Genomic DNA, 26,286 nt, shown 5'->3' on the forward strand with positions numbered 1-26,286 from the left:
TTAAAACATAACCTTAATTCGTATAGCATTATTATATTAATCCTCCAAACAGAGCGTGGCAAGCAATAAAAGCAATTACTGATAAAATAATACCAATTAAAAAGATGTTAAATGATTTACGAAGCAATTTAAATTTACGATCAATTGTTTTCCCTAAATGGTAAGTGTCTTTTGCAATGGTTTTATAAAGCTCATCACCTTCATTCATTAAGTTAGTAACACTATTTACGTACTCTTCTTCTTCCATTTCTTGAAAATTACCATAAAACATTAAATTGTTAGCCTCGCTTTTTCCGTGAACTAGTTCTGGACGCGTCGCGAATATAGCAAAGGCTATTGATGTTAGATTGGTAAACAAAATCATTATAACTGGATAAATAAGATGAGGGTCTTCACTTAATTGATTCATTACAGTACCAAGTATTAATGATAAAATCAAAGCATTTATAGATATTAAAATGTTTGATTTTGTATCTATCATCGTATTTAAGGTATACTGATTTTTAGATAACAACCTAAATAATGTTTCTACACCGCGTTCAGACCTTGGTGCTACTTTTGCTAGTTTCTTTTTTAGCTGTTTTAAGGCCTCTTTATCTATATTTAATTCTTCCATTAAATACTTATCTTCTGCTTTTCCTTTTGATTTATCACTCATAATAAAGTTTTATATATTATATGTTGAGAACACTCTCCTAATGCATCTTTTTCAACGTAATTGTTGTTTTGATTAGCATCTATTAATCTAGATTTTATAGTATCGTTTAATTGTATGTCTAATAATTCTTTTAATTTTAAATGAATATCAGGATCTAGAATAGGTGTTATGACTTCTATTCTATGATCTAAATTACGTGTCATCCAATCTGCAGAACCAAGGTACATTTTTTCTTTTCCACTATTTCCAAAAACATAAATTCTTCCGTGTTCTAAAAATCGATCGACAATACTAGTTATAACTATGTTTTCACTTTGCCCTTCAATTCCTGGAATTAGGCAACAAATACCACGAATAAGCAATCTTATTTTTACACCTGCGTTACTAGCCTTATAAAGTAACTTAATCATTTTGGTATCTTGAAGACTATTTAATTTTAAAATTATATAGGCTTCTTTACCCGCTGTTGCATTTTCAATTTCTAAATCTATTAACTCTGTAAATTTACTTCGTGTAGTAAATGGCGATACTAAAAGCTGGTTAGATTTTGGTATAATAATTTGTCGTTCTAACACTTGAAATACTTGGCAGAGTTCTCCTGTAATTTTAGGATTTGCTGTCAATAATCCAAAATCGGTATAAATTTCTGATGTTTTTTCATTAAAATTACCTGTACTTATGTAGCCATATATATGCGATGTATTTTCTTCAATACGCTCTATATATAAAATTTTAGAATGTACTTTTATTCCTGGATAACTATAAACTACATTAGCTCCATTCTCTTCTAATATTTTTCCCCATTTAATATTATTTTCTTCATCAAAACGCGCTTTTGTTTCTATAAACACAAACACTTCTTTTCCGTTTTTAACCGCATTTAATAAAGCCTTTGCTACAAGCGAATCTTTTGATATTCTATATAAAGTAATTTTAATTCTTTGAACATTAACATCATTAGAAGCCTCTTCTAGCAATTGTATAACGGGTTGGTAGGATTGATATGGAAAACACAAAAGCCGATCCTTATCTTTAATAGCCTTAAACATGTTTGAATAACCGTTAAACTCTTTATTTGATAATGGTGGAAGATCTAAAAAAGATAAATTTTTAGAGGTTGGATTTGGGAAACCGAATAAGTCTTTAAAATTATGATAAGTACCGCCTTTTATAATATCTGTCTCATTAATATCTAAAACTTCATTTAACTTTAATTGTAGTTTTTTTGGGGTTAACTCATCAATTAATGCTCTTGTAACTTGACCACTAACTCTATTAGGTAATGCACTTTTAATCTTATCTAACAAATTACCGGAATATTCATTGTCTATATACAACTCAGCATCTCTTGAAATTTTTATACTATAAAATTCCTGTTCATAAATTGTTTTTAGATGGTGTTTTAAGATATCGTCTACAAATGTTATGTAATGTTTATTATCTACCGAAGGAAGTACTACAAAACGAGGTGAGTCCTCATTGATTTTTACCCAAAGAAGCATATCGTCTTCCATTTGGGAAACTAAATACAAGGCTTCATTTTCAAGAAAAGGTTTGTTTTTACTAAAATTTAAAGATTGTGAAAGTTGAATGTTTTCTTCATAGTACTTTTTACTAAAAGCCTGTTGCTCTTTGTTAAACTCTTTATGAGATAATAGATTAATACCTTCGTTTTGTAATGCCGGAATAATTTCGGTAAAAAAAACACGTCCAAATTCTTTTTGTTGAATATCAACTTGCTTCTTAATTTCTCTTAATAATTTATTTGGCTTAGTTATTAAGCGTTTTCTAAGTGGCTTATCTAACTGCTTTATTTTTCTAATATCTGAAACTCTAACTTTAAAAAACTCATCCAAATTAGAAGAAAATATAGCCAAAAATTTAATACGCTCATACAATGGGTTTCCTTTATCTGTGGCTTCTTGAAGTACGCGATGATTAAATCTTAACCATGATAAATCTCTGTTATAATATTGGTCTGTGTTTAACATATTTTTTAAATCTTAAGTCTAATTCCAGTTCTTAAATAAAGAGTATTAGAACTATCTAACGCTTCAATATTGTCCTTGTTTTCATCTCTTAAATTGACTGAACTGCTAAAAATATAAGAAGACCTTGCGTAAAATTGAATGTTTTTAGTGAAATGATATTCATATTGCAATCCACCCAAGATTAAAGACATATTAATACTTTCGGCATCTAAAGTGCTATCTATTAGAATACCGTGTTGTAGATTGGCTGTAAAACCATCGAGCTCTGCATACAATTTAAATCGGTGTTTACTAGAAGCATGGTACTGCAAATTAGTTTTAGGTATACCAAGGTTGTATGACCATTTGGGATGAAATTTCCTGTAATAACTAATAAATGGCAATGGATAAGGAAACCCACGATTTCCGGAATATGAAATACCTAAAATAAGACTCCATGGTTTTTTTGCATTTGGATCCTTTTTTTTATCTTTAATAAAAACAACATCTCCAGAGATTATAACATCTTCAAGACTTAAATCATTAGCCGTTAAATTAGAACTAAAACCAGGTGTTAATCTCACGCCTAAACGCCAATCATTTTTTAAAAGTTTTGTGTAAGCAATATTAAGGTCTAGTAATTGAAAATCACTAATCGTTTCTTTATCAAAAGAAGGATTATCATCCATTACAAGCTTAATATTAGAATAATCAAGACCTAATAATAAATAAGATCCTTCTTTTTTTAATTCAATAGGGTAGTTAAATAATCCGCGTATACGACTATATTCTATATCCGAGTTTCCTCTAGGAAGTATGGTGTAATCTATTTTAGCCAAATCGCTTAATTGGGCGAAACTAAAATTTGCAATAAATACAACACATATTAAAAACGAGTATTTTAAGTTTTTCATTTATATAATTTCTTTACAACTTTACCAATACTCAAACCTTGAACAATAATTGAAAATAATACGATAATATAGGTGATATGAAGTATTAAATCTCCCGAAAGCCCTTTACTTAGGCTTAAAGCTAAAGCAATGGAAATACCTCCACGTAATCCTCCCCAAGTTAAAACAGCAATCGTTTTAATTGGTTTTTTTTCTTCGTGTTTTAATAATGAATAGGGCAAAAACACAGAAATAAACCGTGCCAATAGCACAATTAGAATGGCTAGAAGACCTAATAAAATATAATTTGTATTAAAATCTAACAGGTGAATAGCAAGTCCAATCAGAACAAATAAAATACCATTAAAAACATCATCTAAAATTTCCCAAAAAGAATTGATCGCTTTTTGCACTGGGTTTTTATCTTCACTGATATGTATTCTGTTTCCTATAAACAGACCAGCAACGACCATGGCTAGTGGTGCGGATATATGTAAGATAAAAGCACCTGATGTTCCGCCCATAACTACAGCAAGTGTAATCATTACAGCTAACTGTGGGTTTTCTTTTAAAGATTGTATACATTTTAATCCTAGAAAACCAATGAGTAATCCGTAAAGTAATCCACCAACGGCTTCTTCTAGAAACAATGTTCCTATTTCTCCTCCAATTTCTGTAGAACTGTGTTCTCCCGTTGCAGTAGCAATTAATAATATTCCAGAAAAAACAACAACACCAATACCGTCATTAAATAACGATTCTCCTTCTATTTTTATACCCAAACTTTTAGAGATATTGGCCTCTTTTAAAATGGCCATAACAGCAATTGGATCCGTTGGAGAAATTAAAGCACCAAATAAGAGTGCATGTAAAAAGGGGAGTTCTAAACTAAATAATTGTGCACCAAAAAACACTAAGCCACCAACTATAAATGTAGAGATGAGAACTCCTAAAGTAGCAAAGAGAAAAATTGATTTTTTTTCTTTGTTAAGGGCTCCTAAATTAACGTGCAATGCACCTGCAAATAGTAAAAAACTTAAAATACCATCGAGTAACAATGTTTTAAAATCTGCGTTGACAATAATGTCACAAAAGAATCTATAAAATTCAGGAAAAACAGTTTTGCTTAACGTTATTGGAATGATTAAAAGTAGACTCAAAATCATTAATCCAATAGTGGTTGGCAGTTTTAACCACTTATAATTAACGTAGTTAAAAAGTGCTGCTATGGTAAATATGATACTGAACGATTCGAACATTTTATTTTGATTTTGTATTTATATATTTCCCAACAAAAACAGCTATAACAATAGCAAGGTAAAACTGTCCGATGATATTCATAACAAGTGTAAGTGATTGTGCAGGTGCTGTAAGTGGCGTAATATCCCCATAACCAACCGTAGTAATGCTTATAAAACTGAAATAGTAAAAGCTAAAGCCAGAAAATCCTTTGATGAGTTGAAATGAATTTGAATCGAAGAAATTAATAGTCTCAAAAAGAATACCTCCAAGTATTCCTAAGTAAAGAAATCCTAATAAGGGGCCTAAAATAAACTGTAAGCTAATTTCCTTTGTTTTTAATAATTGCCTTATTAAAATGACACAGAAACAAGTAAATAACAAAAACGAAAAGACCAATCTACATATTAAAATAAGTTTAGAATTTTCATTAGAAAGTTCTAGCCAAATAGTTGTTAACGTAAGAAACCCTATAACGTAGGTTGTTAGTTTTGCTAATTTCCTAGACGCCAGTAATACGCTACTTAAAATAACCAAAGTATAATTTATAACAACGACATAAGCAGGACTAAAGCTACTCAACGCCATATGTATAGGAGTCAATAAAAAATTAAAAGTTGCCAAGAGCGCAATTAAATACTTATATCGCGCAACGTTCTTCCAGTTAATTATTGATTGTAACTCCATTTATATTAAAAATTAGCTTCAAGAGTTATCACTTTTCCTTTTCTCAATACTTCAATAAGTACTTGGCCGCCAACCTTGAGATTTTCAATTTGCTTTTTAATAGTACCTAAGTCGTGAGGTGAATTACAACTTAAGCCTTGAATACTTAAAATAATATCTCCGCCTAACCACATATTTTGACCTAATATTTCTGCTTGAAAAACACCTGGCTTTAACCCAATTTTATCTGCAAAAGAATTAGGGGTTACACGTTGAATTAAGACTCCTGATTTTTGTGGTGTATTAAAAACTCCTGCTAATCCTTCGCTTAATAAAACACCATCAAATCCTGTCCAAAAACTATTAACATCAAATAAAACATTCTTTGCAGTATCAATATCCACAGCAAATCCAAGACCTTCAAATCCGCCACTATTAGATAATATAAAACTAACAATACCAATAACTTCACCTTTTAGGTTAAACATTGGACCACCTGAGTTTCCTTGATTTATAGAAGCATCTGTCTGTATAAAACCAGCCATCTCTCCATTAGAAATCATATTTTTATCCATCTTACGACTGATGTGCCCAACAGATAAAGAATGCTCAAGGCCACGAGGTGCACCGATAATAAGAATCTGCTCTCCAATTTTTGAATTACTAGAATTCCCTACGGTTGCTGGTTTTAGGTTTGGTGGAACTATTCTTAATTTGAGAAGTGCTACATCTGCTGCTGTTGAATTTGATATGACATCGGCAGGAAATGTAGTACCATCTTGTAGTTTAACAGAGATTTCATTTGCAGATTCAACAACATGTGAAGCCGTAATAATAAAGCCTTCCTTATCAATGATAACACCAGATCCTAAACCACCTGAACGTGTTAATTGCTTGTCTTTTACTTTATATTCTACAACTTCTATAGTTACAACTGACGGATCAAGTTGTTCAAATAATAGAGATAAATCTTGAGCATTTACGCTTGCAGTAAAACCAATTAATAATAAGATTAAATAGCTAATGCCTTTTATTTTATTCTTCATAATTCTTATAGGCTTCCTTTACAGCTTCTGCAACTTTTGAAGCAATTTGTTTATTTAAACTTTTGGGTATAATGTGTTCTCTATCTGGCGTTATCACGCAATTTGCAATAGCATAAGCAGCTGCAATTTTCATTTTTGGTGTAATACGTTTTGCTCTACAATCTAGCGCACCTCTAAAAATTCCAGGAAATGCTAATACATTATTTACTTGATTAGGATAATCACTTCGGCCTGTTGCTATTATCGCAGCACCACCTTTTAGAGCTTCTTCTGGCATAATTTCAGGATTAGGATTTGCGAGTGCAAAAATAACCGGATCCTTAGCCATCGTTTTAACATCTTCTGCGGTTAAAATATTAGCAACACTTACACCAATAAAAACGTCTGCACCTTGAATCGCGTGTTTAAGCGTACCTTCAACATTTTCTGGATTAGAATAGTTAAGTAACTCAATTTTAACAGGATTTAAATCTGTTCTGTTTTTATGAATGATCCCTTTACTATCACATACCAAAATTTGCTTTACCGGAATACACACATCAGGATCTATACTTATACAGCGAAGTAAACGAGAAATAGCAATTCCAGCTGCACCAGCTCCATTAATTACAATCTTTAAATCTGAAATATCTTTACCTAATACCTTACAACTATTTAAAATCCCAGCTAAAGCAACAATAGCTGTTCCGTGTTGATCATCATGAAATACAGGAATTCCAATGTCTTGTAAAGCATTTTCAATTTCAAAACTACGAGGAGCAGAAATATCCTCAAGATTTACACCTCCAAACACTGGTGCTATTCGTTTTACGGTTTCAATAATTTCTGAAGCAACCGTCGTATTTAAGCAAATAGGAAATGCATCAACATTTGCAAACTTCTTAAATAACATGGCTTTTCCTTCCATAACAGGAATAGCAGCTTCTGGTCCAATATTTCCTAGACCTAAAACAGCTGTTCCGTCTGTAACCACAGCAATGGTATTGCCTTTAATAGTTAAATTATAAGCTTCTTCTACATTCTCTGCAATAGCCAAACAAGGTGCTGCGACTCCTGGTGAATATACTCGAGAAAGATCGTCTGTAGTATTTACTTCTATCTTAGATACTACTTCAATCTTTCCCTTGTATTTTCTATGAAGTTCTAGAGATTCTTTATTAAAATCGTGTTTTGTCATTAGGCATTCATTTTAGCCCAAGCCGTATCTGCTAAAGCTCTTAATTCTTCTGGCTTTTTAACCCATTGTCTTTTAGCATCTATAATTCCGAAAAACATTCTTGTGAAAAAATATAACTTTCCATCTCTAACTTCCCAACTTTTAGGATTAGGATCTAGCTGTTTATCTTCGGACATTGCAATAGCACAAAATCCACCGTATTCTGGAGTATATGATTCTGGTGATTTTTCAAATTTTTCTTTATTCTCTAATGAAGCAAAAAGGTATTTTGCATCATTGTAATTTGAAGCATAAGCTTCATTTCCTTTTTTTGGACTTCCATTAAAGAATGATACGACATCGTATCCTTGTGCTGCAATTCCGTCTTTTAAATTTTGTTTCATTTTTTAAATTCGTTTTTGTGATTTATAATTTTAAGTAAGATTAAATTCTGATTTAATTTCTAGATTATTTTTTAATAAGTATTTTTAATTTATATAAAGACAATACAGAAAGCGCAATAGCAATAACAACTAGCATCATTGCAGGTTCTGGTCTTGCGAAAAATTCCATAATTAATCCACCAACCATTGTAGATAGTAGGAAGAAATAGGCTATTTTTCCTAAACTCGCTTTGTTTTTTATGGTATAAATGATGAGTAGTATCGCTATTAAAAGTTCTACTGAACCCGTAAATATTCTAAACACATCTGCATCTAATGGCACTAATGATTTAAATTGATCAAACCCAACTCGGCTTTTTTCAGCTCCTATGAGTTTAGGAATTGCAAAGAAGAGCATTAGTCCAGCTGCAACTAGATTCAAAATTTTATTAATTTTTGTTGATTTTTCCATGACTATAAATTGATGTTTTTTCTATATTAAAGTAGCATCTGTAATTATTTCTAATAATGCTGGACCATTATGATCTCTTAGCTTTTCTAAAGCTGGTAACAATTCTTCTTTTTTTGTAACTCTTATTCCTAATGCACCACAGTTTTCGGCATATTTTGAAAAGTTTGCATTGTGTAAAGATGTTTTCCAAACGTCTAATTCTGCTGCTTTTTGTTCTTTAGATATCTTTCCTATTTCAGAGTTATTTAACAATACGTGTTTGATATTCATATTGTATTTAACCAAGGTCATCATTTCACCTAAATACTGTCCGAAACCACCATCACCAGAAACCGACCAAATTGGTCTGTCTTTTCCTTGTGCAGCCCAAGCTCCCATTGCTGCTGGTAATGAAAAACCTATAGATCCTAAATAACCAGACATTAAAATAGATTGATTTTTGGGCTCAAAATAGCGTCCGAAAGAGTAGGTGTTATTCCCAACATCTACAGCAATAACTGCATTGTCTGGTACGACTATATTCATAGCTTCGAAAACGGCAATAGAACTCAATCCAACTTTGCTTTCATCTTTTAAACGACTTGCCTTTTCTTCTTGCCAAATGGCCCAACGTTCAGCAATCTCTGGACGTCTGTCGACTGTATTCAGTTTTCCTTGCGTTTGTTCTTCTATTAATGCTAAAGTTTCAGAAATTTCTCCCCAAAGTGCTGCATCTACTTTATGAAACTTACTTAAAGCTGCTGGATCATAATCCACCTGAATAATTGGTTTTTTGGGTGTAATACCTGTATGATTAGAGAACGAAGCTCCAAAGACTAGTAACAAATCACTTTCGTTCATAAACCAAGAGGCTATTGGTGTACCACTTCTTCCTAGTACACCACAGCCTAATGAATGATTATCTGCTATTAATCCTTTTCCTTTAAATGTCGTAATTACTGGGCAGTTTAATTTTTCTGCGAAAGCGGTAATAGCTTCCATATGAAAACGTGTACCATGCCCAACAATAATAGCAGGCATTTTAGCATTTTCTAACATACCTACGGCTTTTGCAACCATTTGCCTTGGCGGCGAAATGTTCATAGGTGTTATTCTATTTTCTGGTGTTTGCGCTTCTTCTCCTTCTGGTTTTGGCATAAAAGCAACCTCATCTGGAAATGTTATATGAGACACATCTCTGTTTAATAAAGCACTTTTTATGGCCAAACTCATTAACTCGCTATGCTTTGAGTTTTGTTGTACGCTATGGTTAAAGTTAGCTACGGTTTGAAATGCACCAACTAAATCTACTTCTTGAAAAGCACCTGTTCCTAGGACTTGTGTATTTACTTGACCAGATAACACTAACATTGGTGAGCGGTCTACTTTTGCATCCCACATGCCTGTAAACATATTGGTAGAGCCTGGTCCGGCAATACCAAAACAAACGGCAGGTTTCCCAGTTAATTTCCCATAAGCTGAAGCTGCAAAAGCGGCTGCACCTTCATGACGAATACCAAAAAATTGAAATTTATCTTGTTGCTCTAATCGCATCATAGCATCGGCAACCGCTAGGTTAGAATGACCAACCATACCAAAACCAGTATCGACTCCCCAATTTACCATGGTTTGCATCATCACATCCGAAATGGTATCTTGATGTGCTTCTTCTTCCAAAACACCAACAAAAATTTCGTCACCTTCTTCTTTTACTTCAAAAGTTTTAACGCCATCATCAAAGCCTCCTGGTGGTAAACCTGAACATGGATCAAAATCCCAACCGTGCCAAGGACAACGTAACATACCATTTTCAATAGAACCTTCTCCTAATGGTCCACCTTGATGCGGACATTTATTATCTAATGCAGAAAACTTACCATCATAATGTGTTAAACAAATACCTTGATGACCTGCAGTTACCGTCTGTACACGCCCTTCAGGTAAAGTTTTCTTATCTTTTAATACACTATACCATTTTGTTGTTTTCTTCATAATAATTAAGGTTTAATCTCGTTTATTTTTAAATTGATTTTGACGAATTGTTACAGCTCTAAAAGAATAAATAATCAAAGAAATAAGACCAATGAGCGCAAAAATAATTGCCAAAATGCTGATGTATAAGGATACTTTATCTATAGCATACAAACCATTACATACTGCAGAAACTAATAATAGTGCTACCGCAACATAGAAAAACACCATAGCCATATTTAGCAATTTCAATTGCTTTAATTTTCTAACAATGATTGCTTCTTGTTTAGAATTCTCAATCAATGCGTTTATTTCATTACTTAAGGTTACCATTAAGTTTGAAGTCGAAAGAATGAGTAACCCTAAGCCAGGAACAATTGTAATGGGTAAATGCCAGTTTTCCATGTTTCTATTTTAAATGATTACGCACACCATAACTTGCCAATACACCTTCGCCAGTCGCTGCAGCAACTTGTGCAATGGCACCTTCCCGACAATCACCAGCAGCAAAAACACCAGGTACATTCGTTTCTCCTAAAGCCGTTGTGGTAATAAATCCGCTTTTGTTTAAGTCAATAACACCTTTTACACTCGTTGTGTTTGGAATTAATCCTATAAAGATGAAAGCGCCATCTGCGGTTAATTCTTTGGTTTCTCCTGTTGTTTTATCTTTTATTTGTAAACCTTTAAAGTTGCCCTTCTCATCTTTAGTAAATGCTAATGACTCTTTATTAAGGTGTGTTTCTATATTTTTTATAGATGGTAGTTTTTCAATATAAGTTTCAGAAGCTGAAAATTCTGAACCACGATTGACAATGGTTACTTTTTTACAAAAACCTGCTAAAAATATACCTTCTTCCAAAGCACTATTTCCTCCACCAATTACAAGCACTTCTTTATCTCTATAAAAAGCACCATCACAAGTAGCGCAAAAGTGAATACCTGCACCTACTAAATCTTCTTCATTGGTAATTCCTAATTTACGGTAAGTAGACCCTAAAGCTAGTACCACAGATTTACTCTGATAGGCTCCCATATTAGAATCGATATCAAATAGGTTTCCATTTTTAGAAATGCTTTTTACCTCGACACCAGTTTCAATACTTGCACCATAGACTTGGGCTTGCTCTGCCATGCGCTCCATTAATTTTGGGCCGGAAATCTCTGTAAAACCAGGATAGTTTTCAATTTTTTGCGTTAAAAAGGCATTACCTCCAATGTTCTTTTTTTCAAGAATTAAAGAACTAAAACGATCGCGTTGAATGTAAATAGAAGCCGTTAATCCTGCTGCTCCAGCACCAACAATAATGCTATCATAAACCTTTTTCTCTGATTCTTTACCAATATTTAATACGTCTTTTAAAATCGAATTATCTGGATTGGTATAGCTTTTATCTCCAATAAATAGGGTAGGGATAATACGTTTTCCATTATTAATTTCTTCTACTTTTTGAGCTGCCCAATCGTATTTATCGACTTCTATATATTGAAAATTAATATGATTGTCTTGTAAATATCCTTTTGCTCTCTGGCAATCCGGACACCAATCTGCACCATACAAAATAACGCGTCCTTGGTCATTAATACCTAATACGTTTGCTAAAACACTATTATCTGGATTGGTATATGGTTTTTCGTTGATTAAAATGGTTGGTATAATGCGTTTTCCATTATTAATGCCTTCTACACGAGCGGTTGCATTTTTGTCTAAATCGACATCAATAAAGTTGAAATCAACATTGTTCTCCTTTAAATATGCTTTTGCCCTTTGGCAGTCTGGGCACCAATCAGCACCATATAAATCTATTGTATTCATTATTAATTGTTCTTTAGTTGGTTAATGGCTTCTTTAAAAAATGCGACACCATCGGATTCTAGGAGATTATCGGCATTGAGAATCGCACCAGTAAATCCATTAGATTTCCACTCTCCAGATGCTAATTTTGGTAATTTAGAAGTGGCTATGGTGTTTCCATTTTTGTATCCTGAGATATACAGATAATGTTTGTTAGAAATTTGATCTGGTATGGCCAATCCTAATCCTATAGTAATATCGGAATCGGGTAGTGGACTATAAATACCAGTATCAAAATGATGTGGCCAGATTCTAATTGCGGTATTTAGATTGTATTGTTTATCTATGTTTTCAAGGACTAATTGCGCTAATGCACGCAGGTCTTTTAGCTCCATTAATCTATAAGTCTCTAATAATTCAAACGTAAATGAATGCGCTATACTGTAAGGTAAATCGTAATGAAACTCATAATGGTAAGTTTTATTTAAACGGGCTTTAGAGGTGTCCTCTAGCCAATTTAAAACTTCAGCGTGCATCGCACCATCTAACTCAAAAGTTGTGGTTCCTTTATTCGATGTCCATTCTAATGCAAACTTTTCATAATCTAAACAGAGCACATCTCCATTGTCTGAAAGTGGATGCGTATAAAGACATCCGCTTTCTGTATTAAAACCTAAGTTGGTATGACTGTCGTCTGATTCTTTTTCTAGAAAACTAATTCCCGCTGCAGCTAAATATTGTGCTGCTAAATGCATTTGCTTTTCCATAGTATATTACCTTAAACCTGCGTAATTAATTCCTGTTAAATAGTGTATATCTCTATCATAAGTTGACAAATCGTCCTGATTAAACTTAGTGATATCATCGTAACCACAAGCACGTGCTACAACCCTTATTAAATCGTTGGTGGCTTCAAAGTAATTTTGTAATTGTTTAGCAGAAGAGTCTATAATTATTCGACTACGTAACGATTCTTTTTGAGTTGCGATACCAACCGGACAGTTATTAGATCCGCAAGCACGCATCCCTAAACAACCAATAGCTTGTAATGCAGAGTTAGATACTGCAATAGCATCTGCGCCCAACATCATGGCTTTTGCAAAATCTTCCGCAACACGTAAACCTCCTGTAATGACTAAAGTGACACCTGTAGCTCCAATTTTATCCATATACGCTCGTGCTCTTGCTAATGCTGGAATGGTTGGAACATTAATATGATCTCTTAAAATAGTAGGAGCAGAGCCTGTTCCGCCACCACGACCATCGAGAATAATATAATCGACACCAACATCTAACGCAAATTGGATATCTTTTTCAATATGACTTGCAGCAATTTTAAAACCTATTGGAATGCCTCCTGTACGATCTCTTACTTTATCTGCAAAGACTTTAAAATCTTCAACGGTATGAAAATTTGGATTTGCAGCTGGTGAAATAGCGGTTTCACCTTCTTTTAAGCCTCTAACTTCAGCAATTTCTTTACTGACTTTATTGCCTGGTAAGTGTCCACCAGTTCCTGTTTTTGCACCTTGACCACCTTTAAAATGAAACGCTTGCACGTGATCTAATTTATCCCAAGAGAAACCAAACTGCGCTGAAGCCAATTCGTAAAAGTATTTTGAATTGCTAGCTTGTTCTTCTGGTAGCATACCACCTTCACCAGAACAAATTCCTGTTCCGGCTAATTGTGCTCCTTTTGATAAGGCTATTTTAGCTTCACGAGATAACGCTCCAAAACTCATATCACTGACAAAAAGTGGCATGTCTAATTCTAATGGCTTTTTTGCATTTGGACCAATAACCACTTTAGTAGCCACATCTTCATGATCTAATAAAGGTCTTGAGGCTAATTGTGCTGGTAAAAACTGAATATCGTTCCATTTAGGGAGCGTATCTCTATCGACTCCCATAGATGCAGAAAATCCATGATGCCCAATATTTTTTAATCCGTTTGTAGCCAGTTCCTTTATATAACCAGTGTATGGTTCTGTTTCTTCCGGATGCGTATCTGCATAAGCTCCTAAATAAGCATCACGATTAAAGGGTTGCGGACTATTGACTAAATAGGCATCAATTTCAAACGCATCTACAAACAAATCGTCTCCTTCAATTTTAGTAGAAAACTTATGAAGGACTTCTTTATTATTATATTCTGAAACTCCAGAATCTACACGATAATCCCATCCGTGAACACCACAAATTAAATTTTCTCCATCTACGTGACCGTCGGACATTAGTGCTCCTCTATGCAAACATCTTCCGTAGAGTACAGAAATAGCATCATCAAACTTTACGATAACTAAATCCAAGCCGTTTACAAGTGCATGTTCTGGTTGTTTATTTTCTAATTGACTTACTTGAGCAATTACTATTGGTTTTTTCATGTGATTAAAGTATATGTTAATGTTTTATTTAAAAAGCGAAGCCTAATACAAAAGCGATTCTTCCACCATCGCTACTACCATAGTAACCTACATTGGCCGTAAATGTTTCCAAACCACTAACCCAAAAAGAACCTCCAACACTGTTGTGCCATTTGTCTGATGTGTCATCTTCTATCCAAACACGACCATAATCAAATCCTCCTGTTATGCCGTATTTTAGTGGGATAACACTGGTTTTAAATTTCCCTAATAGTAATCTTAAATCGGTATTGTGATATACGGCGTATTTACCCGTAAAGCGTTCTTTTCTAAAGCCTCGTAAGTTATCTCCACCACCTAATTGTGCAGCGTGATATAATTCAAAATCATCACCAAAAATAGCTTCACCACCTAATTTTGTAGCCAATACTAAACTGGCGCTTTTGTTTAACCTATGGTTCATGGCTAAATGAGGTTTAAGATATCCAAATTTGTTATCTGTATCTCCACCATCTACATTGGCTTTATAACCTGCTGTAAGACCAACATCTAATCCCATAGTTGGATAAGAGGCGTCATCTTTGTTTTTGAAACTATAATCAACTTCAGCTCCTGCATAGGTTTGTCGATCAAATAGGGTAGCAGTTGCTGGTAAACTATTAATGAATCTATCCGATACATTTTCAACTTCAAAAGATTCTATTAAAGGCTTAAAGTAAAAAGAACCACCATCTCTACCACGCCATATTAATGAAATGGCAGCACTCCATTCTTTTATGCTTACACGATTAAAATCGATATCAACATCATCTTTATCGTAAGTGGTTTCATTGCCGAAACCAAAAAAGTTTTGTGCAAAATTTGGACTGGTGTGTTTGGCTTCTACAGCAAAATTCCAATTATGAAAAATGTTTGAAAACTCTCCTTTATAAGAGATATCATAACCTGAATTCCCAGTGTAATAAGAAGCGCTTAATGAGTGTCTTGTGGTAAATGGGTTACGTTGTAAACCATAGGTTGTAAAGTTATCTACAAAACCAATACGGAAACCATCATCTGGGTTTGAACCTAGAATCGGTAAAAATTGATTCATGCTATATTTACGTTTTTTATAATCGTAATTATTTATACCATAATCATCTACCAGCCATTTCCTAGAGTGTTTGTTGACTATAGTATTGTCTTTACCTTTATAATCGTAAAGCTTCACTTTTTTTGTATTCTCAAAATTATAGGTGTCATTTTTCTTTCCACCCATAATCTTAATCGTGATTAAATCATTGCCTTCACCTGTAACATTAAAAGTATCTTTTCCGTCCAAACCATAAATCCAAATTTCTTTAGTTTCGTCTTTGGTAAATGTTCTTTCAAAAATACCAAGGTCTTTTCTTTGAACCGCTATAGTGGTTCTACCATCTGGATGTCTTGTAATGTCAAACGTATCCGATTTTTGAGTTCCTGTAATCACTTCGTGTTTATTTATATAGTCATAATAGGTGCGTGCTATAGCAACAATATTACCACGTCTGCCTTTTAGCTTTCTCTTAATTTCTTCAATGGTTTGACCTTTAACTTCAGCAGGAACATTCTCGAAGGCTTTTTCTATAACCTCATCTGTGATGCCTGTTTGTAAGGTTTGTGCTTCTCTTTCCCAATCGGCCCAATTAGATTGATTGATAAAAGTCATATCTAAAGGATAAGGCTCAAAACTAAACCACTTAGGATTTGGTAATTCATCGTCAAACGATTGCATCATACGTAAACTTGGTACAGCACAACGTAGAAAACCTAATAGGCTGCCATCAAAAACAGAAAAGGCTTGATCTCTATCTCGTGGAATAGGTTTGCATATTTCAGAACCATCTTCGTTTTCAAAAAGGGCCCAACGCCATTGATCTTCATGTCGGTCCCAATCTCCAATAAGCATATCAAAAAGTCGTGCTCTAATGTATGACGGTTCATCTACTATAGATTTTCCTGATTTATTGATTTCTTGTAGCACATCGCTAGTGCTCAAAATCTTTTTAGGTTTTCCAAAGCTTTCTAAATCGCTATGTCCAGATTCTACACGCTCTTCTATGATATAAAGTTCATCACCATACTCGTCATTAAAGGCTCCTAAACTTTCATGTTTTGGAATGTAATACAGCTCTGGGTTGGTATGAAAAATATCAACAGCATCGGCAAGCGTTCCAACCGCTGTTGGTGTATAGGGATGGGCTGTGGTATAAAAATCTAATAGAAAACTATCGGCAAAACTACCTTCTAAATCCTCTTCAACGTACTTATCTTGAAAGGCGGTAGATTGCAAAAACTTAATAGCACTTTTACGTAAAGCTCGCATAACGTACTGTTTACCGTCTTTATCCTCTAAGCGTAAGGATTTAGATTGGTGACCTCCACCACGTCTAATAGGGGTTAAGCCTCCTTTTAAAGTATCTATAAAAGCCACTGGTGCATTTACGGCTTTACTGTAAAATTCTCTATAATGCTTTCCCCAAAGTCCTTTGTACGCCTTGCTCTTTTCTGTTTCATCTGATGAATATACCGAAGCGCTATAGGTAGAACCAAAACTAGCTCTGTCTTTAAAATCAAAACGTATAGCATCTTTAACGGGGACAATAACATTGGTGGTATAAGGGGTTGTTATGCCTTGAAAAGTGACACTAACGGCGCCACCTTTATAAATATCAATTCGTGCATAGCCATTTTCGTTAGAGTTAAAATCGCTTTCGTTTTTTGAATACGCCTTTTTTGTTTTTCCTGCTGCACCACTTATAATTTGAGGCACACCATAGTTGTTAATGTATTGTAAGTTTTTATCGTGTCCGGAAACAAAGAATATATTTTCAGTTTGTCGCGCTAACGTAATCAGTCTATTTCTAAACTTTGTGTTTTGCTTGTTCTGAAAATCGTGTAAGGCAGTACCTCCTGTTCTGGCTAATAAGCCATCTGCAGTATTAGAAAAGATAGCGTGGTGCATAGCTACCATGATCGTTTTCCCTTGCGATTTTTTAAGCATACTCTCAAACTCTAAGAAAAACTGCGTTCTGTTTTTAATATCGCAATCCTCATTAAGATAAATATGGTCGTTCCAATCTTCGAGATACCATTGCGAATCAACAGTAATTAAAACAACATCATCGGTAAGATCCGTCTTTTTGATAGGACAACCTTCATCAGGATAGAATTTGGCCTTACTATTTTTCTGAATATATTTTTCTATGGCTCTTACATCTTTGTGACCATTAATAGCCCATTCATGATGTCCTGGTGTAAAAATCACTTTACCATCAAATGATTTTAAGACCTCTAACTGAGAACTTATTTGAGTTTTTGCCTCTTTTGAATAGCCTGCTTTGGATACCACATTACCTAATATGAGCAATTTTGAATCCTCTAATGTTTTAGCTTCATCAGTAATTTGAGTAAGCACAGCATTGTTATCTGTTGTACCTGTATTTGCGGTGACAAAAACAGATGTTTCCAGTTCTTGACCTAATGCAAAATAACTGACTAACAATAGTACACTAAGCATACTAATTTTGGTTGGTTTGAACGTTTTCATATTATTTTAGATTGTTGTTTTTTAAATGATAAATTTTTAGAAGTATTAAACTGCTAAAAAGCACTAACGAATAGTAACACATAGGTGTGCCAGACGCTGTTTTGGGACATTCTGCATGTCCTATAAATTGCATAATCGAAGCCACCAAAGCAATGCTACCTGCTAATCCTGTAAATAAAAAGTACAAGACATTCCATTTTTTTAAGAGATGAGCTATGAGCGGAATAACAAAACAGATGAAGACCACCAAGCACATAGGGACGTGCATTAGTTTAGGGCAGCCTTCACCAGTTTTAAATTCCTCAAGAACTAAGCCTCCAGCTCCAAATAAGCCTATAATTAGGATCACAATAATGCTGTAATAGGTGATTTGTTTTGTCATTAGTTTTATATTAATAGGATACCTTTATTCAATAAAAAACAACGGGTTTTCTGAAAAGTCAAAAAAAAACTTAAAATCAGATAGTTCTTTAGACGATATTGGAGACTAATTTCCGTAAACGGCCTTTACGGTAACTTCTAGTTCCTTTGCTATATTTTCGGATGGCTTCCCATCTGAAAAAACAACACCATAATCACTTAATGTTAAATTCATTTTTGTATCTAAAGACACCTTACCACCTGTAACTGTAATAATGGCCTTTTCATTGATTGGGTTGGTTTGATCCTTTATAGTAAGCTTTCCAGTTACGGTGGCGTTATAACTACCATCTTTTGTGAAATCAATGCTTTCAAGATTCGTTATTGTTCCAATAAATTTTGCTTTAGGATACGTTTTGGTATCTAAAAATTTCTTACTGTTATAATGTTTTTGCATCAAAGATTTTTCAAACTCAAAACTTTGCATTGGCACTGAATAGACAATATTGCCTGTAGTAGTTTCTAAAGTACTAACCACTTTATAATTGTTGGCTACTATATCTTCTACCGAAGTATGCGAATAGAAACTAATGTGTGTGCTCTTACTTACTAATTTATCCTGAGTAACAGTGAAAGAGGTTAACAAGAATAAGGATAGGACGATTGCTGTAAACGATACTTTTTTCATTTTATTTATTTTTATTATTAATTAAATCACATTTTTCGATAATCACATCTTCATACATTTCAAGATCTTCATCATAACCTGCTCCAGACCTTATAACACCTTTAACAGTGATGATATCACCAATTTTTAAACCGTCTACACTTGCGTTAGTAGATTGAGTAAAAGTGCAACTCACACCTGCTTTACTAGTACTACTTTTTAACCGTATGACTTTTTGATTATTTAAATCCGTATTGATCGAGAATATTTCGCCAGTTATAGCCATAACTTTAGAATCTCCATCCTCTTGTAAATATGTATTGTTTGCGAGCGTAGCATCTGTTAAATACGCTTCCACAATTTGATCTGCAGAAAGAGTGAAATCAGTTTCAGTAGATTGAACATCTCTTTGAGGCATATTAAATAGGTAATAAACGATACTTACCGCTATTACAATCCCTATTAAGAAAACATAAAGAATTCTTTTTTTTGTTTTTTTATTCATTTTTATAAATGGTTTTATTTTAGGTTTAATTTTGAAATATTTTTTATGTTTTCAGCATATTTTAGTTGAAACTTAGCAAAGTAATTCACCCTTAACACAATATGGATACCATGTTAATTCATCACAATCAGGTTATGAGACAAGTTACTGCCTTATGTTAATTGGGGAAAGCTTTATTTTTTCAATAGTTACTTTGCGCGACAATGTTGGTTTAATTTCTACTCTTCAATGTCTTCAGCGATCTCTAAAAGTGCTTTTTGTTTTTCAAGCTCAGCTTTCAAACTAATGATACTATTGATTTTTGGGTTATCAATACTAATTGCCTCATCGTTTGTTAACCATATTTTTAGGTTAGAAACAGTCGTTTCTTCTCCTAATCCAAATTGAAGCAATGCGGTTTGATCACTCGCTAAACCTTCGCCAGAAACGAGCCAATCGGTTAGAGTTTTTGTTGGTGTGGTTACGGTAACTTTTGCACCTTGTACATTTACAGATTCTCCTAAGTCTACTTGTATATAGTTGTTGGTTCCACCTTTGTTTATATAGGCTAATGAAGGCGTATCAATATTTACCCAAATCATATCCAAATAACCATCTTGATTAAAATCGCTCACTAAAGACGTTATCGCATAATGTGGATTAACAACACCACTTTTTTCTTCGGTTGGTGCAAAGGTGCCATCGTCTTTCTGAATCAATAAACGACTAGGTAGTTTAAAGAGTTTATTAGGTGCAAAATCTACATAGTTTTCGGCAACCATTAAATCTTGTAAACCATCGTTATTCATATCAGCAAAAGTACAACCCCAAGAAAATTCATAATCTGCTATTTTAGTTTCTTCAGCGGTATCTGTAAACTTAAAGTCACCTTCATTTTTAAATAGAATCCATTTTTCATTAAATAAAGACGCATCTTTAATATCTCCTTTTGCTAACATTCTAGGTAAAGTGCTTCCGGTATTAGAAAACATAAAATCTACTAAACCATCGTTATTATAATCACCAACAGCTAATCCCATTGGGTATGCAAATTTTTTGGTTAATGGATTTGGTTTCATTGTATAGGTTAAATCGCCATTATTTCTATACGTTCTCGCTTCACCAGTATCGTGTACAACAACTAAATCTAACCAAGAATCATTATCGATATCTACTAATACACCTTGAAATGTGTTATGTACATAGTCTAATCCTGCTTCTTTCGTAATACTTACAAAATTTTCATTTCCTGTATTTAGAAGCAATTCACTTGTAGACCCATAATCGTAATCTTCAAAAATGGTTTGGCCTTCCATTAACTCCTTTTTTAAATAAGTAGCCATGAAAATATCTAAATCACCATCCTTATCAATATCACCAACAGTTAATCCTGCAGGTGTTGATTTTTCGTTTATTGGTGTATCAATTTTTTTAGCGGTGAATTTTCCATCTGTGTTATAATAGATGGTTAAGCCATCTTCTCTTCCTAAAAGAAGATCTGTAAATCCGTTGTTATCAAAATCGGCAGAGACAACACCAACAGTGGTTAATTCGTTTCCTTTTTTAGGTAAATTAACTTCCGAAGAAATATCAACAAAGGCATTGTTTCGGTAAGCGAAAATAGCATCTTCTTGAAACATACCTCCTCCAAAAAAGACTTCATCTACGTTATCATTATTAATATCAATTAATGCAGATGGTGCAATTGGTAATGATTTGTCTCCGTTATATTGGTGTTTAAAATCTAGAGTAATTTCCTCAAATAAAGGAATTTTAGCATCATCTATAGTAACGTTATATTTATCTGAAACGGAATCTCTCCAGAAAAAACCAAGAACTAGTACAACTAGTAAAAGGATTAATATTCCTACGATTTTTAAAATTTTTTTAAGCATTTTGATTGTTTTTAGTGTATTTATTAAGTTGGTATAGTGATACTGTAAAAAGTATAAAGTGTGTGACATTCATGGCAATTGGTGCGAGATGTTTTGCTAAATCTCTTGCCCAAAACATGGTTGAAAAAACTAAGAGTAAAATTACAATGGGATTAAAAATAGCCATCCATTTTTTGTAGTTGGTACCACCTTTTAAAATGGCAATTACAAACACTATTGAAAGTGCGGCAATAATGATACGAAGCGCTTGTACCAAAATTTCCATATGATCAGTATAATGGTCTAATAGGTTTTGGTACGTTGAGGCATCCATGGCATCTTTTAAATGCACAATATTACCTATGGAAGCACGCGAGCCTATCCAAATACCACCAACGGCAAAAGCAATAAAACCAATAGCTAAAACTAGTCTTGCTAATGTTTCGTTACCAGGTCTTAACATTCTGTAGATGTGTATGTATCCTGCAAAATAAAAAGGCAAACCAATAACAGCTAAAAAATGTCCAGTGGTAAGATGCTCGAGAGGTACATATTTAAAAAAATCGTAATGCGCTGCATGACCTAAAATCTCTGGTGAATAATGCAAAAAGTATTCGCCTAATCCTACAAGGATGGAAGCGACAAGACCTAAATAGCCTAAAAATTTGGTGAGTTTCATTTAGTAGTTAATGGGTTGGTTTTGAGTTGGTCGAGATATGTTAAAATTCCTTTCAAAATAAAATAAAGCACTATGCCTAAAGGGATTGCAGTGAGTATCCAACCTACAGAGCCACATAGTAACTCATAAGACAGTTGCCTTGCTGTACTCCAAAAACTGGTATTATAACTTGTTTTAATAGCGTCAAAAGAGAGTAGGGTATGTTCTGTTCCAAATACAGAAGCTCCTATGTTTATAAAAGGAATTAGCACTAACAGTTTTAAGGGTTCTATAATATAACTAAAGGCAATCATTATGGGTAAGTTGAGTCTAAACGGAAGCGCTATACAAGTTAACGCTATGGTGCTTATACCATATATGGGAAAAACAGAAACCAAAGCTGAGACCACTAAACTTAAAGCTAACTGCTTAGGTGTTAAACCTTGCTTCAGTAGTGCTTTAAATTTATTCCATATTTTAATAAGCTTAGATTTCATTTATTCTAATTAAAATTTAATCGTTTAGTTGTTCTTAATAATTACATCCATTCTAACTGTACGGTTAGAATGTGGACAAAAAAATTAGAGCCCCTTAAATATGTTCTCTATATAGTTTTCTAATTGGCTGTTAATACACACCTTAGAAGCCGATGATAAACCAATCATAGAAATCATTAAATAGTCGGCTTGTGCTTCTGCAACCTTCTTTTCTTTACCACTTTTAAGCATCAGTTGATTAAAAAACACATCTCTTAAATCATTTCTAAAATGTTCTACTTGTTCTACAATCTTTAGATCTCCTTGGGCATCTATTTCATTTAATGTATTAGTAATAAAACAACCTTTACCAAAGCCATTGCCTGCAGACAGTTGTAAAAACTTATAGAAATAGGCTTTTATAGCTAAAACAGCATCATTAGAGCGTTCTATGTCTTTAATTAATGTGCCTACTTTGTGTCTATAGAGTTTTAAGCTTTCTACATAGAGGCCGTTCTTACTTCCAAAGCTCGAATAAATAGAAAATTTATTAATACCCATTTGTTTTTCAAGCATTTGCAATGAGGTATGTTCATAGCCTTTTACCCAAAACAAATGCATGGCTTTTTCTACCACATCTTCTTCTATATATTCTTTTTTTCTTGACATTTTTGGTTATAAAATGATTCTAACTACGCAGTTAGTTATTTCAAAATTAGGGCGTAAAATAATTAAATAATTTAACAATCATCTATTTTGTATCCGAAATAAACTGAACATTATAATCTATAACGCCTTCTTTTCTCATGGTACTTAACACATTACTAACCGTTTGTCTAGAAGTATTAGTAAGGTTGGCTATTTCTTTATGCGACAGCAAATTTTTAGCTGTAGACGTTCCTTTTTCGTTTATTTCACCAAATTCTTCTAAATAATCAGTAATAAATTCCTTAATTCTGGTGGTACTATCTTTATATAATAAATCATGAAGTCTACGTTCTAATTTTTGAATACGTAAGCCATAAATTTTAAGTACACCATTCTTTAAAGACTTATGTTGTTCCATCAAGTCTTCCATCTGTTCAGATGCTATGTAACAGATAATACAATCTTCTAAGGCATAGGCAACTTCTTCGGTTGCCGCTTCTTTGTTGTAAAGTGCAAGCTCTCCAAAGATATTACCGCGTTTTACAACATACTTTACCGTGCCATTGGTAGTGTTTACAATTTTTACGCTACCCTTTTTAAGAAAGAAAACACTGTTTTTATGGGTATCATTAAGTTCAATAGCTTGTCCTTTTTCAATATTATCCATCTCTAGAATCTCACAGATCTTCATCATATTGAGCATTCCAAGTTTTTTAAAAAGGTTAAAGCCTTCTAAAAACCAATATTTTGTTATTGCTTTCAAGTATAGTATCGTAATAATTAGAGGTCAAAGGTATGGCATTTAACAATTCAATAATACTGCTAAATTTTCAATAGTTACTTTGGGCGACAAGTCTACATAATTAACTTGCTTAAAAATTTGGTGAGTTTCATTGAGTAGTTAATAGATTGATTTTAAGTTCGTCGAGAACTATTAAAGTTCCTTTCAAAATAAAATATAAGACGATATGTAAAGGCAATCCAGCGGGTATCCTATCTATAATCGCAAAGATGAAATGAACGTTATGCGTACTAAGGAGATGCTAAATAATGCGCAAAGGGTTGCCAGACAGTGGGCAATCTATCATAAAAAAGTATTACCTTTCACAAAGGCACCATCGATTTATAAAAACAACAACCATCAGTGCAAGAATTCAAAACTTTCACGTCGGGAGCTATCGAGATACCATATTAAAAAAGCATAAACTAAAAACCAACATACCACAGCCATGAACATCATTACCCTCACCATAAATCCAGCATTAGACAAAAGCGCCACCATAAACCATTTAGTCCCTGAGCAAAAACTAAAATGCCACGCTATCGAATTTCAAGCGGGTGGAGGCGGAGTGAATATTTCAAGAGTACTGCATACTTTAGGGGTTAAAAACAACTGTATGTTTACCTGCGGTGGCGATACAGGCCAAACCTTAAAACGCTTATTAGAAGAAGAACAACTTAACATCACACCAATACCTGTAGAAGCGTGGACACGTGAAAACCTAGCCGTTGTAGATGCAAAAACCGAATTACAATACCGTTTCGGAATGCCAGGACAAGGCTTAAGTACTACTGAAGCAGAAACCCTTAAAAGCACTATAAATAAGTTAGTTACAGAAGACACTATACTTATTATGAGTGGTAGCGTTCCAGATACCATGGCACCAAACTTTTACATCCAACTCATAGATAGCCTCACCGCCAAAAACGTTAAAATCATCGTAGATACCTCTGGCGAAGCTTTAAAAGCAAGCCTCCAAAAACCGGTATTTCTAATGAAACCCAACCAAGGGGAACTCGCCCAATTAGCAGGCAAAGACTTTTTAACAAAAACCGAACAAGAGGCATTTGCCATGCAACTCATCCATAACAAACAGGCACAATATGTAGTGGTATCCTTAGGTGCTCGTGGTGCTTTTTTAGCCTCAGCAAACGGTATCGTATACCAAAATACACCTTCCGTAAAAGTAAAGAGTACCATTGGTGCTGGTGACAGTATGGTAGCGGGCTTAATTTATGCCATAACACAAAACTTATCTCCTGCCAACATTCTAAAATGGGGTGTTATCTGCGGTGTTGCAACCACCATGACAGGCGGCACCAATTTAGCATCCAAAGAAAATATACAAAAGATGGTAGACTTGCTAGAAGAGTAATGTCATATAAGATATAGATCTCATCTATAAACTTCAAAACCACTGATGTCAGTTCGAGTGTCCCAATCATTTTTCGTAAGAATGTATCGAGTACCAGATAAATAGCATTTTTGAATTGCAATGTTAAAGGTGTTAATGAAAATAGTATTACGAATGAAAATCTGTCATTCCTGCGAAGGCAGGAATCCACTAAATCAAATTAAAACCAATAACAAACACTTCAAAACCGTTGACGTCAGTTCAAGTGTCCCGACCATTTCGTCGGGATGTATCGAGAACCAAATAAATAGCATTTTTAAATTGCAATGTTAGAAGTGTTAATGAAAATAGTATTACCAATGAAAATCTGTCATTCCTGCGAAGGCAGGAATCCACTAAATCAAATAGAAACCAATAATAAACACATCAAAACCACTGATGTCAGTTCGAGTGTCCCGATCATTTTTCGTCAGGACGTATCGAGAACCAAATAAATAGCATTTTTGAATTGCAAGGTTGGAAGTATTAATGAAAATAGTATTACGAATGAAAATCTGTCATTCCTGCGAAGGCAGGAATCCACTAAATCAAATTGAAACCACTGATGTCAGTTCGAGTGTCCCGACCCTTTTGTCGGGATGTATCGAGAACCTCACAAAACAATAGGCAATCTAACAAACACCTCAAAACCGCTGACGTCAGTTCGAGTGTCCCGACCATTTTCAATCGGGATGTATCGAGAACGAAATAAATAGCATTTTTAAATTGCAATGTTAGAAGTATTAATGAAAATAGTATTACCAATGAAAATCTGTCATTCCTGCG

At 33.8% G+C, this 26,286-nt stretch carries 24 protein-coding genes; 1 reads left to right on the top strand and 23 read right to left on the bottom strand.

Translation table 11 applies throughout. The features are described 5' to 3' along the window. Window positions 1–31: 31 nt before the first annotated feature. The 23 genes from HM981_RS10380 to HM981_RS10490 form a co-directional block, all read right to left on the bottom strand. A complete protein-coding gene (locus tag HM981_RS10380; RefSeq protein ID WP_179338714.1) occupies window positions 32–658 on the bottom strand; it encodes a Pycsar system effector family protein in 627 nt (208 codons plus the stop codon). Next, window positions 655–2,649: a polyphosphate kinase 1 gene (gene ppk1, locus HM981_RS10385; protein ID WP_179338715.1), complete on the bottom strand. Its 1,995-nt coding sequence runs from the start codon at window positions 2,647–2,649 to the stop codon at window positions 655–657. Before ppk1 ends, HM981_RS10380 begins: the two co-directional genes overlap by 4 nt. A 5-nt stretch (window positions 2,650–2,654) precedes the next feature. Then, on the bottom strand, window positions 2,655–3,542 hold the full coding sequence (locus HM981_RS10390) for a DUF6268 family outer membrane beta-barrel protein (protein ID WP_179338716.1): 888 nt from the start codon (window positions 3,540–3,542) through the stop codon (window positions 2,655–2,657). After that, window positions 3,539–4,780: a cation:proton antiporter gene (locus HM981_RS10395; RefSeq protein ID WP_179338717.1), complete on the bottom strand. Its 1,242-nt coding sequence runs from the start codon at window positions 4,778–4,780 to the stop codon at window positions 3,539–3,541. The genes HM981_RS10390 and HM981_RS10395 overlap by 4 nt, the downstream gene beginning before the upstream one ends. Window position 4,781: 1 nt before the next feature. Next, a complete protein-coding gene (locus HM981_RS10400; protein ID WP_179338718.1) occupies window positions 4,782–5,447 on the bottom strand; it encodes a potassium channel family protein in 666 nt (221 codons plus the stop codon). A 5-nt stretch (window positions 5,448–5,452) separates the two neighbouring features. Next, window positions 5,453–6,472, bottom strand: coding sequence for a S1C family serine protease (locus HM981_RS10405; RefSeq protein WP_179338719.1), 1,020 nt, complete (start codon window positions 6,470–6,472; stop codon window positions 5,453–5,455). Then, complete coding sequence (locus tag HM981_RS10410; protein ID WP_179338720.1) at window positions 6,462–7,649, bottom strand: NAD(P)-dependent malic enzyme; 1,188 nt, start codon at window positions 7,647–7,649, stop codon at window positions 6,462–6,464. Before HM981_RS10410 ends, HM981_RS10405 begins: the two co-directional genes overlap by 11 nt. Then, entirely contained in the window at window positions 7,649–8,032 is a 384-nt protein-coding gene (locus tag HM981_RS10415; RefSeq protein ID WP_179338721.1) for a YHS domain-containing (seleno)protein, read from the bottom strand. The genes HM981_RS10410 and HM981_RS10415 overlap by 1 nt, the downstream gene beginning before the upstream one ends. Before the next feature lie 64 nt (window positions 8,033–8,096). Next, complete coding sequence (locus HM981_RS10420) at window positions 8,097–8,483, bottom strand: DoxX family protein (protein ID WP_179338722.1); 387 nt, start codon at window positions 8,481–8,483, stop codon at window positions 8,097–8,099. Window positions 8,484–8,504: 21 nt separating this feature from the next. Next, entirely contained in the window at window positions 8,505–10,454 is a 1,950-nt protein-coding gene (locus HM981_RS10425; protein ID WP_179338723.1) for a thiamine pyrophosphate-dependent enzyme, read from the bottom strand. Between the two features lie 12 nt (window positions 10,455–10,466). After that, window positions 10,467–10,838: a hypothetical protein gene (locus HM981_RS10430; RefSeq protein WP_179338724.1), complete on the bottom strand. Its 372-nt coding sequence runs from the start codon at window positions 10,836–10,838 to the stop codon at window positions 10,467–10,469. 4 nt (window positions 10,839–10,842) lie between these two features. After that, the gene (locus tag HM981_RS10435) at window positions 10,843–12,249 is read right to left on the bottom strand and encodes an FAD-dependent oxidoreductase (protein WP_179338725.1); all 1,407 of its coding nucleotides are present in this window, start codon (window positions 12,247–12,249) and stop codon (window positions 10,843–10,845) included. A gap of 2 nt (window positions 12,250–12,251) precedes the next feature. Then, window positions 12,252–12,995, bottom strand: a complete 744-nt coding sequence (locus HM981_RS10440; protein ID WP_179338726.1) for a hypothetical protein — start codon at window positions 12,993–12,995, stop codon at window positions 12,252–12,254. Between the two features lie 6 nt (window positions 12,996–13,001). Continuing rightward, window positions 13,002–14,612 carry a glutamate synthase-related protein gene (locus HM981_RS10445; RefSeq protein WP_179338727.1) on the bottom strand — a complete coding sequence of 537 codons (1,611 nt, stop codon included), beginning with the start codon at window positions 14,610–14,612 and terminating at the stop codon, window positions 13,002–13,004. Window positions 14,613–14,640: 28 nt separating this feature from the next. After that, on the bottom strand, window positions 14,641–18,159 hold the full coding sequence (locus tag HM981_RS10450; protein WP_179338728.1) for a metallophosphatase: 3,519 nt from the start codon (window positions 18,157–18,159) through the stop codon (window positions 14,641–14,643). Window position 18,160: 1 nt separating this feature from the next. Next, on the bottom strand, window positions 18,161–18,541 hold the full coding sequence (locus tag HM981_RS10455) for a hypothetical protein (RefSeq protein ID WP_179338729.1): 381 nt from the start codon (window positions 18,539–18,541) through the stop codon (window positions 18,161–18,163). Window positions 18,542–18,646: 105 nt separating this feature from the next. Next, window positions 18,647–19,207, bottom strand: coding sequence for a YceI family protein (locus tag HM981_RS10460; protein ID WP_179338730.1), 561 nt, complete (start codon window positions 19,205–19,207; stop codon window positions 18,647–18,649). 1 nt (window position 19,208) lies between these two features. Continuing rightward, complete coding sequence (locus HM981_RS10465) at window positions 19,209–19,691, bottom strand: OB-fold protein (RefSeq protein WP_394351706.1); 483 nt, start codon at window positions 19,689–19,691, stop codon at window positions 19,209–19,211. 218 nt (window positions 19,692–19,909) lie between these two features. Beyond that, entirely contained in the window at window positions 19,910–21,565 is a 1,656-nt protein-coding gene (locus HM981_RS10470) for an FG-GAP repeat domain-containing protein (protein ID WP_179338732.1), read from the bottom strand. Next, window positions 21,558–22,223: a DUF6796 family protein gene (locus HM981_RS10475; protein ID WP_179338733.1), complete on the bottom strand. Its 666-nt coding sequence runs from the start codon at window positions 22,221–22,223 to the stop codon at window positions 21,558–21,560. Before HM981_RS10475 ends, HM981_RS10470 begins: the two co-directional genes overlap by 8 nt. Then, window positions 22,220–22,699, bottom strand: a complete 480-nt coding sequence (locus HM981_RS10480; RefSeq protein ID WP_179338734.1) for a DUF2062 domain-containing protein — start codon at window positions 22,697–22,699, stop codon at window positions 22,220–22,222. Before HM981_RS10480 ends, HM981_RS10475 begins: the two co-directional genes overlap by 4 nt. Before the next feature lie 84 nt (window positions 22,700–22,783). Continuing rightward, window positions 22,784–23,347: a TetR/AcrR family transcriptional regulator gene (locus HM981_RS10485; RefSeq protein WP_179338735.1), complete on the bottom strand. Its 564-nt coding sequence runs from the start codon at window positions 23,345–23,347 to the stop codon at window positions 22,784–22,786. Window positions 23,348–23,429: 82 nt separating this feature from the next. Next, window positions 23,430–24,089, bottom strand: a complete 660-nt coding sequence (locus tag HM981_RS10490) for a Crp/Fnr family transcriptional regulator (RefSeq protein ID WP_179338736.1) — start codon at window positions 24,087–24,089, stop codon at window positions 23,430–23,432. Between the two features lie 466 nt (window positions 24,090–24,555). Between HM981_RS10490 and HM981_RS10495 the strand changes: the two genes are divergently transcribed. Next, window positions 24,556–25,482 (top strand): 1-phosphofructokinase family hexose kinase, encoded by a 927-nt coding sequence (locus tag HM981_RS10495; RefSeq protein WP_179338737.1) that lies wholly within the window; start codon window positions 24,556–24,558, stop codon window positions 25,480–25,482. Window positions 25,483–26,286: the final 804 nt, after the last annotated feature.

The organism is Winogradskyella ludwigii (assembly GCF_013403985.1).
Lineage (GTDB): Bacteria > Bacteroidota > Bacteroidia > Flavobacteriales > Flavobacteriaceae > Winogradskyella > Winogradskyella ludwigii.

What these genes read in the sequence shown, in the direction of transcription:
- HM981_RS10400 (WP_179338718.1), bottom strand. Translation starts at nt 5,447, where the DNA reads ATGGAGTTACAATCAATAATTAACTGGAAGAACGTTGCGCGATATAAG.
- HM981_RS10380 (WP_179338714.1), bottom strand. Translation starts at nt 658, where the DNA reads ATGAGTGATAAATCAAAAGGAAAAGCAGAAGATAAGTATTTAATGGAA.
- HM981_RS10405 (WP_179338719.1), bottom strand. Translation starts at nt 6,472, where the DNA reads ATGAAGAATAAAATAAAAGGCATTAGCTATTTAATCTTATTATTAATT.
- HM981_RS10470 (WP_179338732.1), bottom strand. Translation starts at nt 21,565, where the DNA reads ATGCTTAAAAAAATTTTAAAAATCGTAGGAATATTAATCCTTTTACTA.
- HM981_RS10460 (WP_179338730.1), bottom strand. Translation starts at nt 19,207, where the DNA reads ATGAAAAAAGTATCGTTTACAGCAATCGTCCTATCCTTATTCTTGTTA.
- HM981_RS10445 (WP_179338727.1), bottom strand. Translation starts at nt 14,612, where the DNA reads ATGAAAAAACCAATAGTAATTGCTCAAGTAAGTCAATTAGAAAATAAA.
- HM981_RS10415 (WP_179338721.1), bottom strand. Translation starts at nt 8,032, where the DNA reads ATGAAACAAAATTTAAAAGACGGAATTGCAGCACAAGGATACGATGTC.
- HM981_RS10475 (WP_179338733.1), bottom strand. Translation starts at nt 22,223, where the DNA reads ATGAAACTCACCAAATTTTTAGGCTATTTAGGTCTTGTCGCTTCCATC.
- HM981_RS10390 (WP_179338716.1), bottom strand. Translation starts at nt 3,542, where the DNA reads ATGAAAAACTTAAAATACTCGTTTTTAATATGTGTTGTATTTATTGCA.
- HM981_RS10420 (WP_179338722.1), bottom strand. Translation starts at nt 8,483, where the DNA reads ATGGAAAAATCAACAAAAATTAATAAAATTTTGAATCTAGTTGCAGCT.
- HM981_RS10450 (WP_179338728.1), bottom strand. Translation starts at nt 18,159, where the DNA reads ATGAAAACGTTCAAACCAACCAAAATTAGTATGCTTAGTGTACTATTG.
- HM981_RS10410 (WP_179338720.1), bottom strand. Translation starts at nt 7,649, where the DNA reads ATGACAAAACACGATTTTAATAAAGAATCTCTAGAACTTCATAGAAAA.
- HM981_RS10465 (WP_394351706.1), bottom strand. Translation starts at nt 19,691, where the DNA reads ATGAATAAAAAAACAAAAAAAAGAATTCTTTATGTTTTCTTAATAGGG.
- HM981_RS10430 (WP_179338724.1), bottom strand. Translation starts at nt 10,838, where the DNA reads ATGGAAAACTGGCATTTACCCATTACAATTGTTCCTGGCTTAGGGTTA.
- HM981_RS10480 (WP_179338734.1), bottom strand. Translation starts at nt 22,699, where the DNA reads ATGAAATCTAAGCTTATTAAAATATGGAATAAATTTAAAGCACTACTG.
- HM981_RS10485 (WP_179338735.1), bottom strand. Translation starts at nt 23,347, where the DNA reads ATGTCAAGAAAAAAAGAATATATAGAAGAAGATGTGGTAGAAAAAGCC.
- HM981_RS10425 (WP_179338723.1), bottom strand. Translation starts at nt 10,454, where the DNA reads ATGAAGAAAACAACAAAATGGTATAGTGTATTAAAAGATAAGAAAACT.
- HM981_RS10440 (WP_179338726.1), bottom strand. Translation starts at nt 12,995, where the DNA reads ATGGAAAAGCAAATGCATTTAGCAGCACAATATTTAGCTGCAGCGGGA.
- HM981_RS10455 (WP_179338729.1), bottom strand. Translation starts at nt 18,541, where the DNA reads ATGACAAAACAAATCACCTATTACAGCATTATTGTGATCCTAATTATA.
- HM981_RS10395 (WP_179338717.1), bottom strand. Translation starts at nt 4,780, where the DNA reads ATGTTCGAATCGTTCAGTATCATATTTACCATAGCAGCACTTTTTAAC.
- ppk1 (WP_179338715.1), bottom strand. Translation starts at nt 2,649, where the DNA reads ATGTTAAACACAGACCAATATTATAACAGAGATTTATCATGGTTAAGA.
- HM981_RS10495 (WP_179338737.1), top strand. Translation starts at nt 24,556, where the DNA reads ATGAACATCATTACCCTCACCATAAATCCAGCATTAGACAAAAGCGCC.
- HM981_RS10435 (WP_179338725.1), bottom strand. Translation starts at nt 12,249, where the DNA reads ATGAATACAATAGATTTATATGGTGCTGATTGGTGCCCAGACTGCCAA.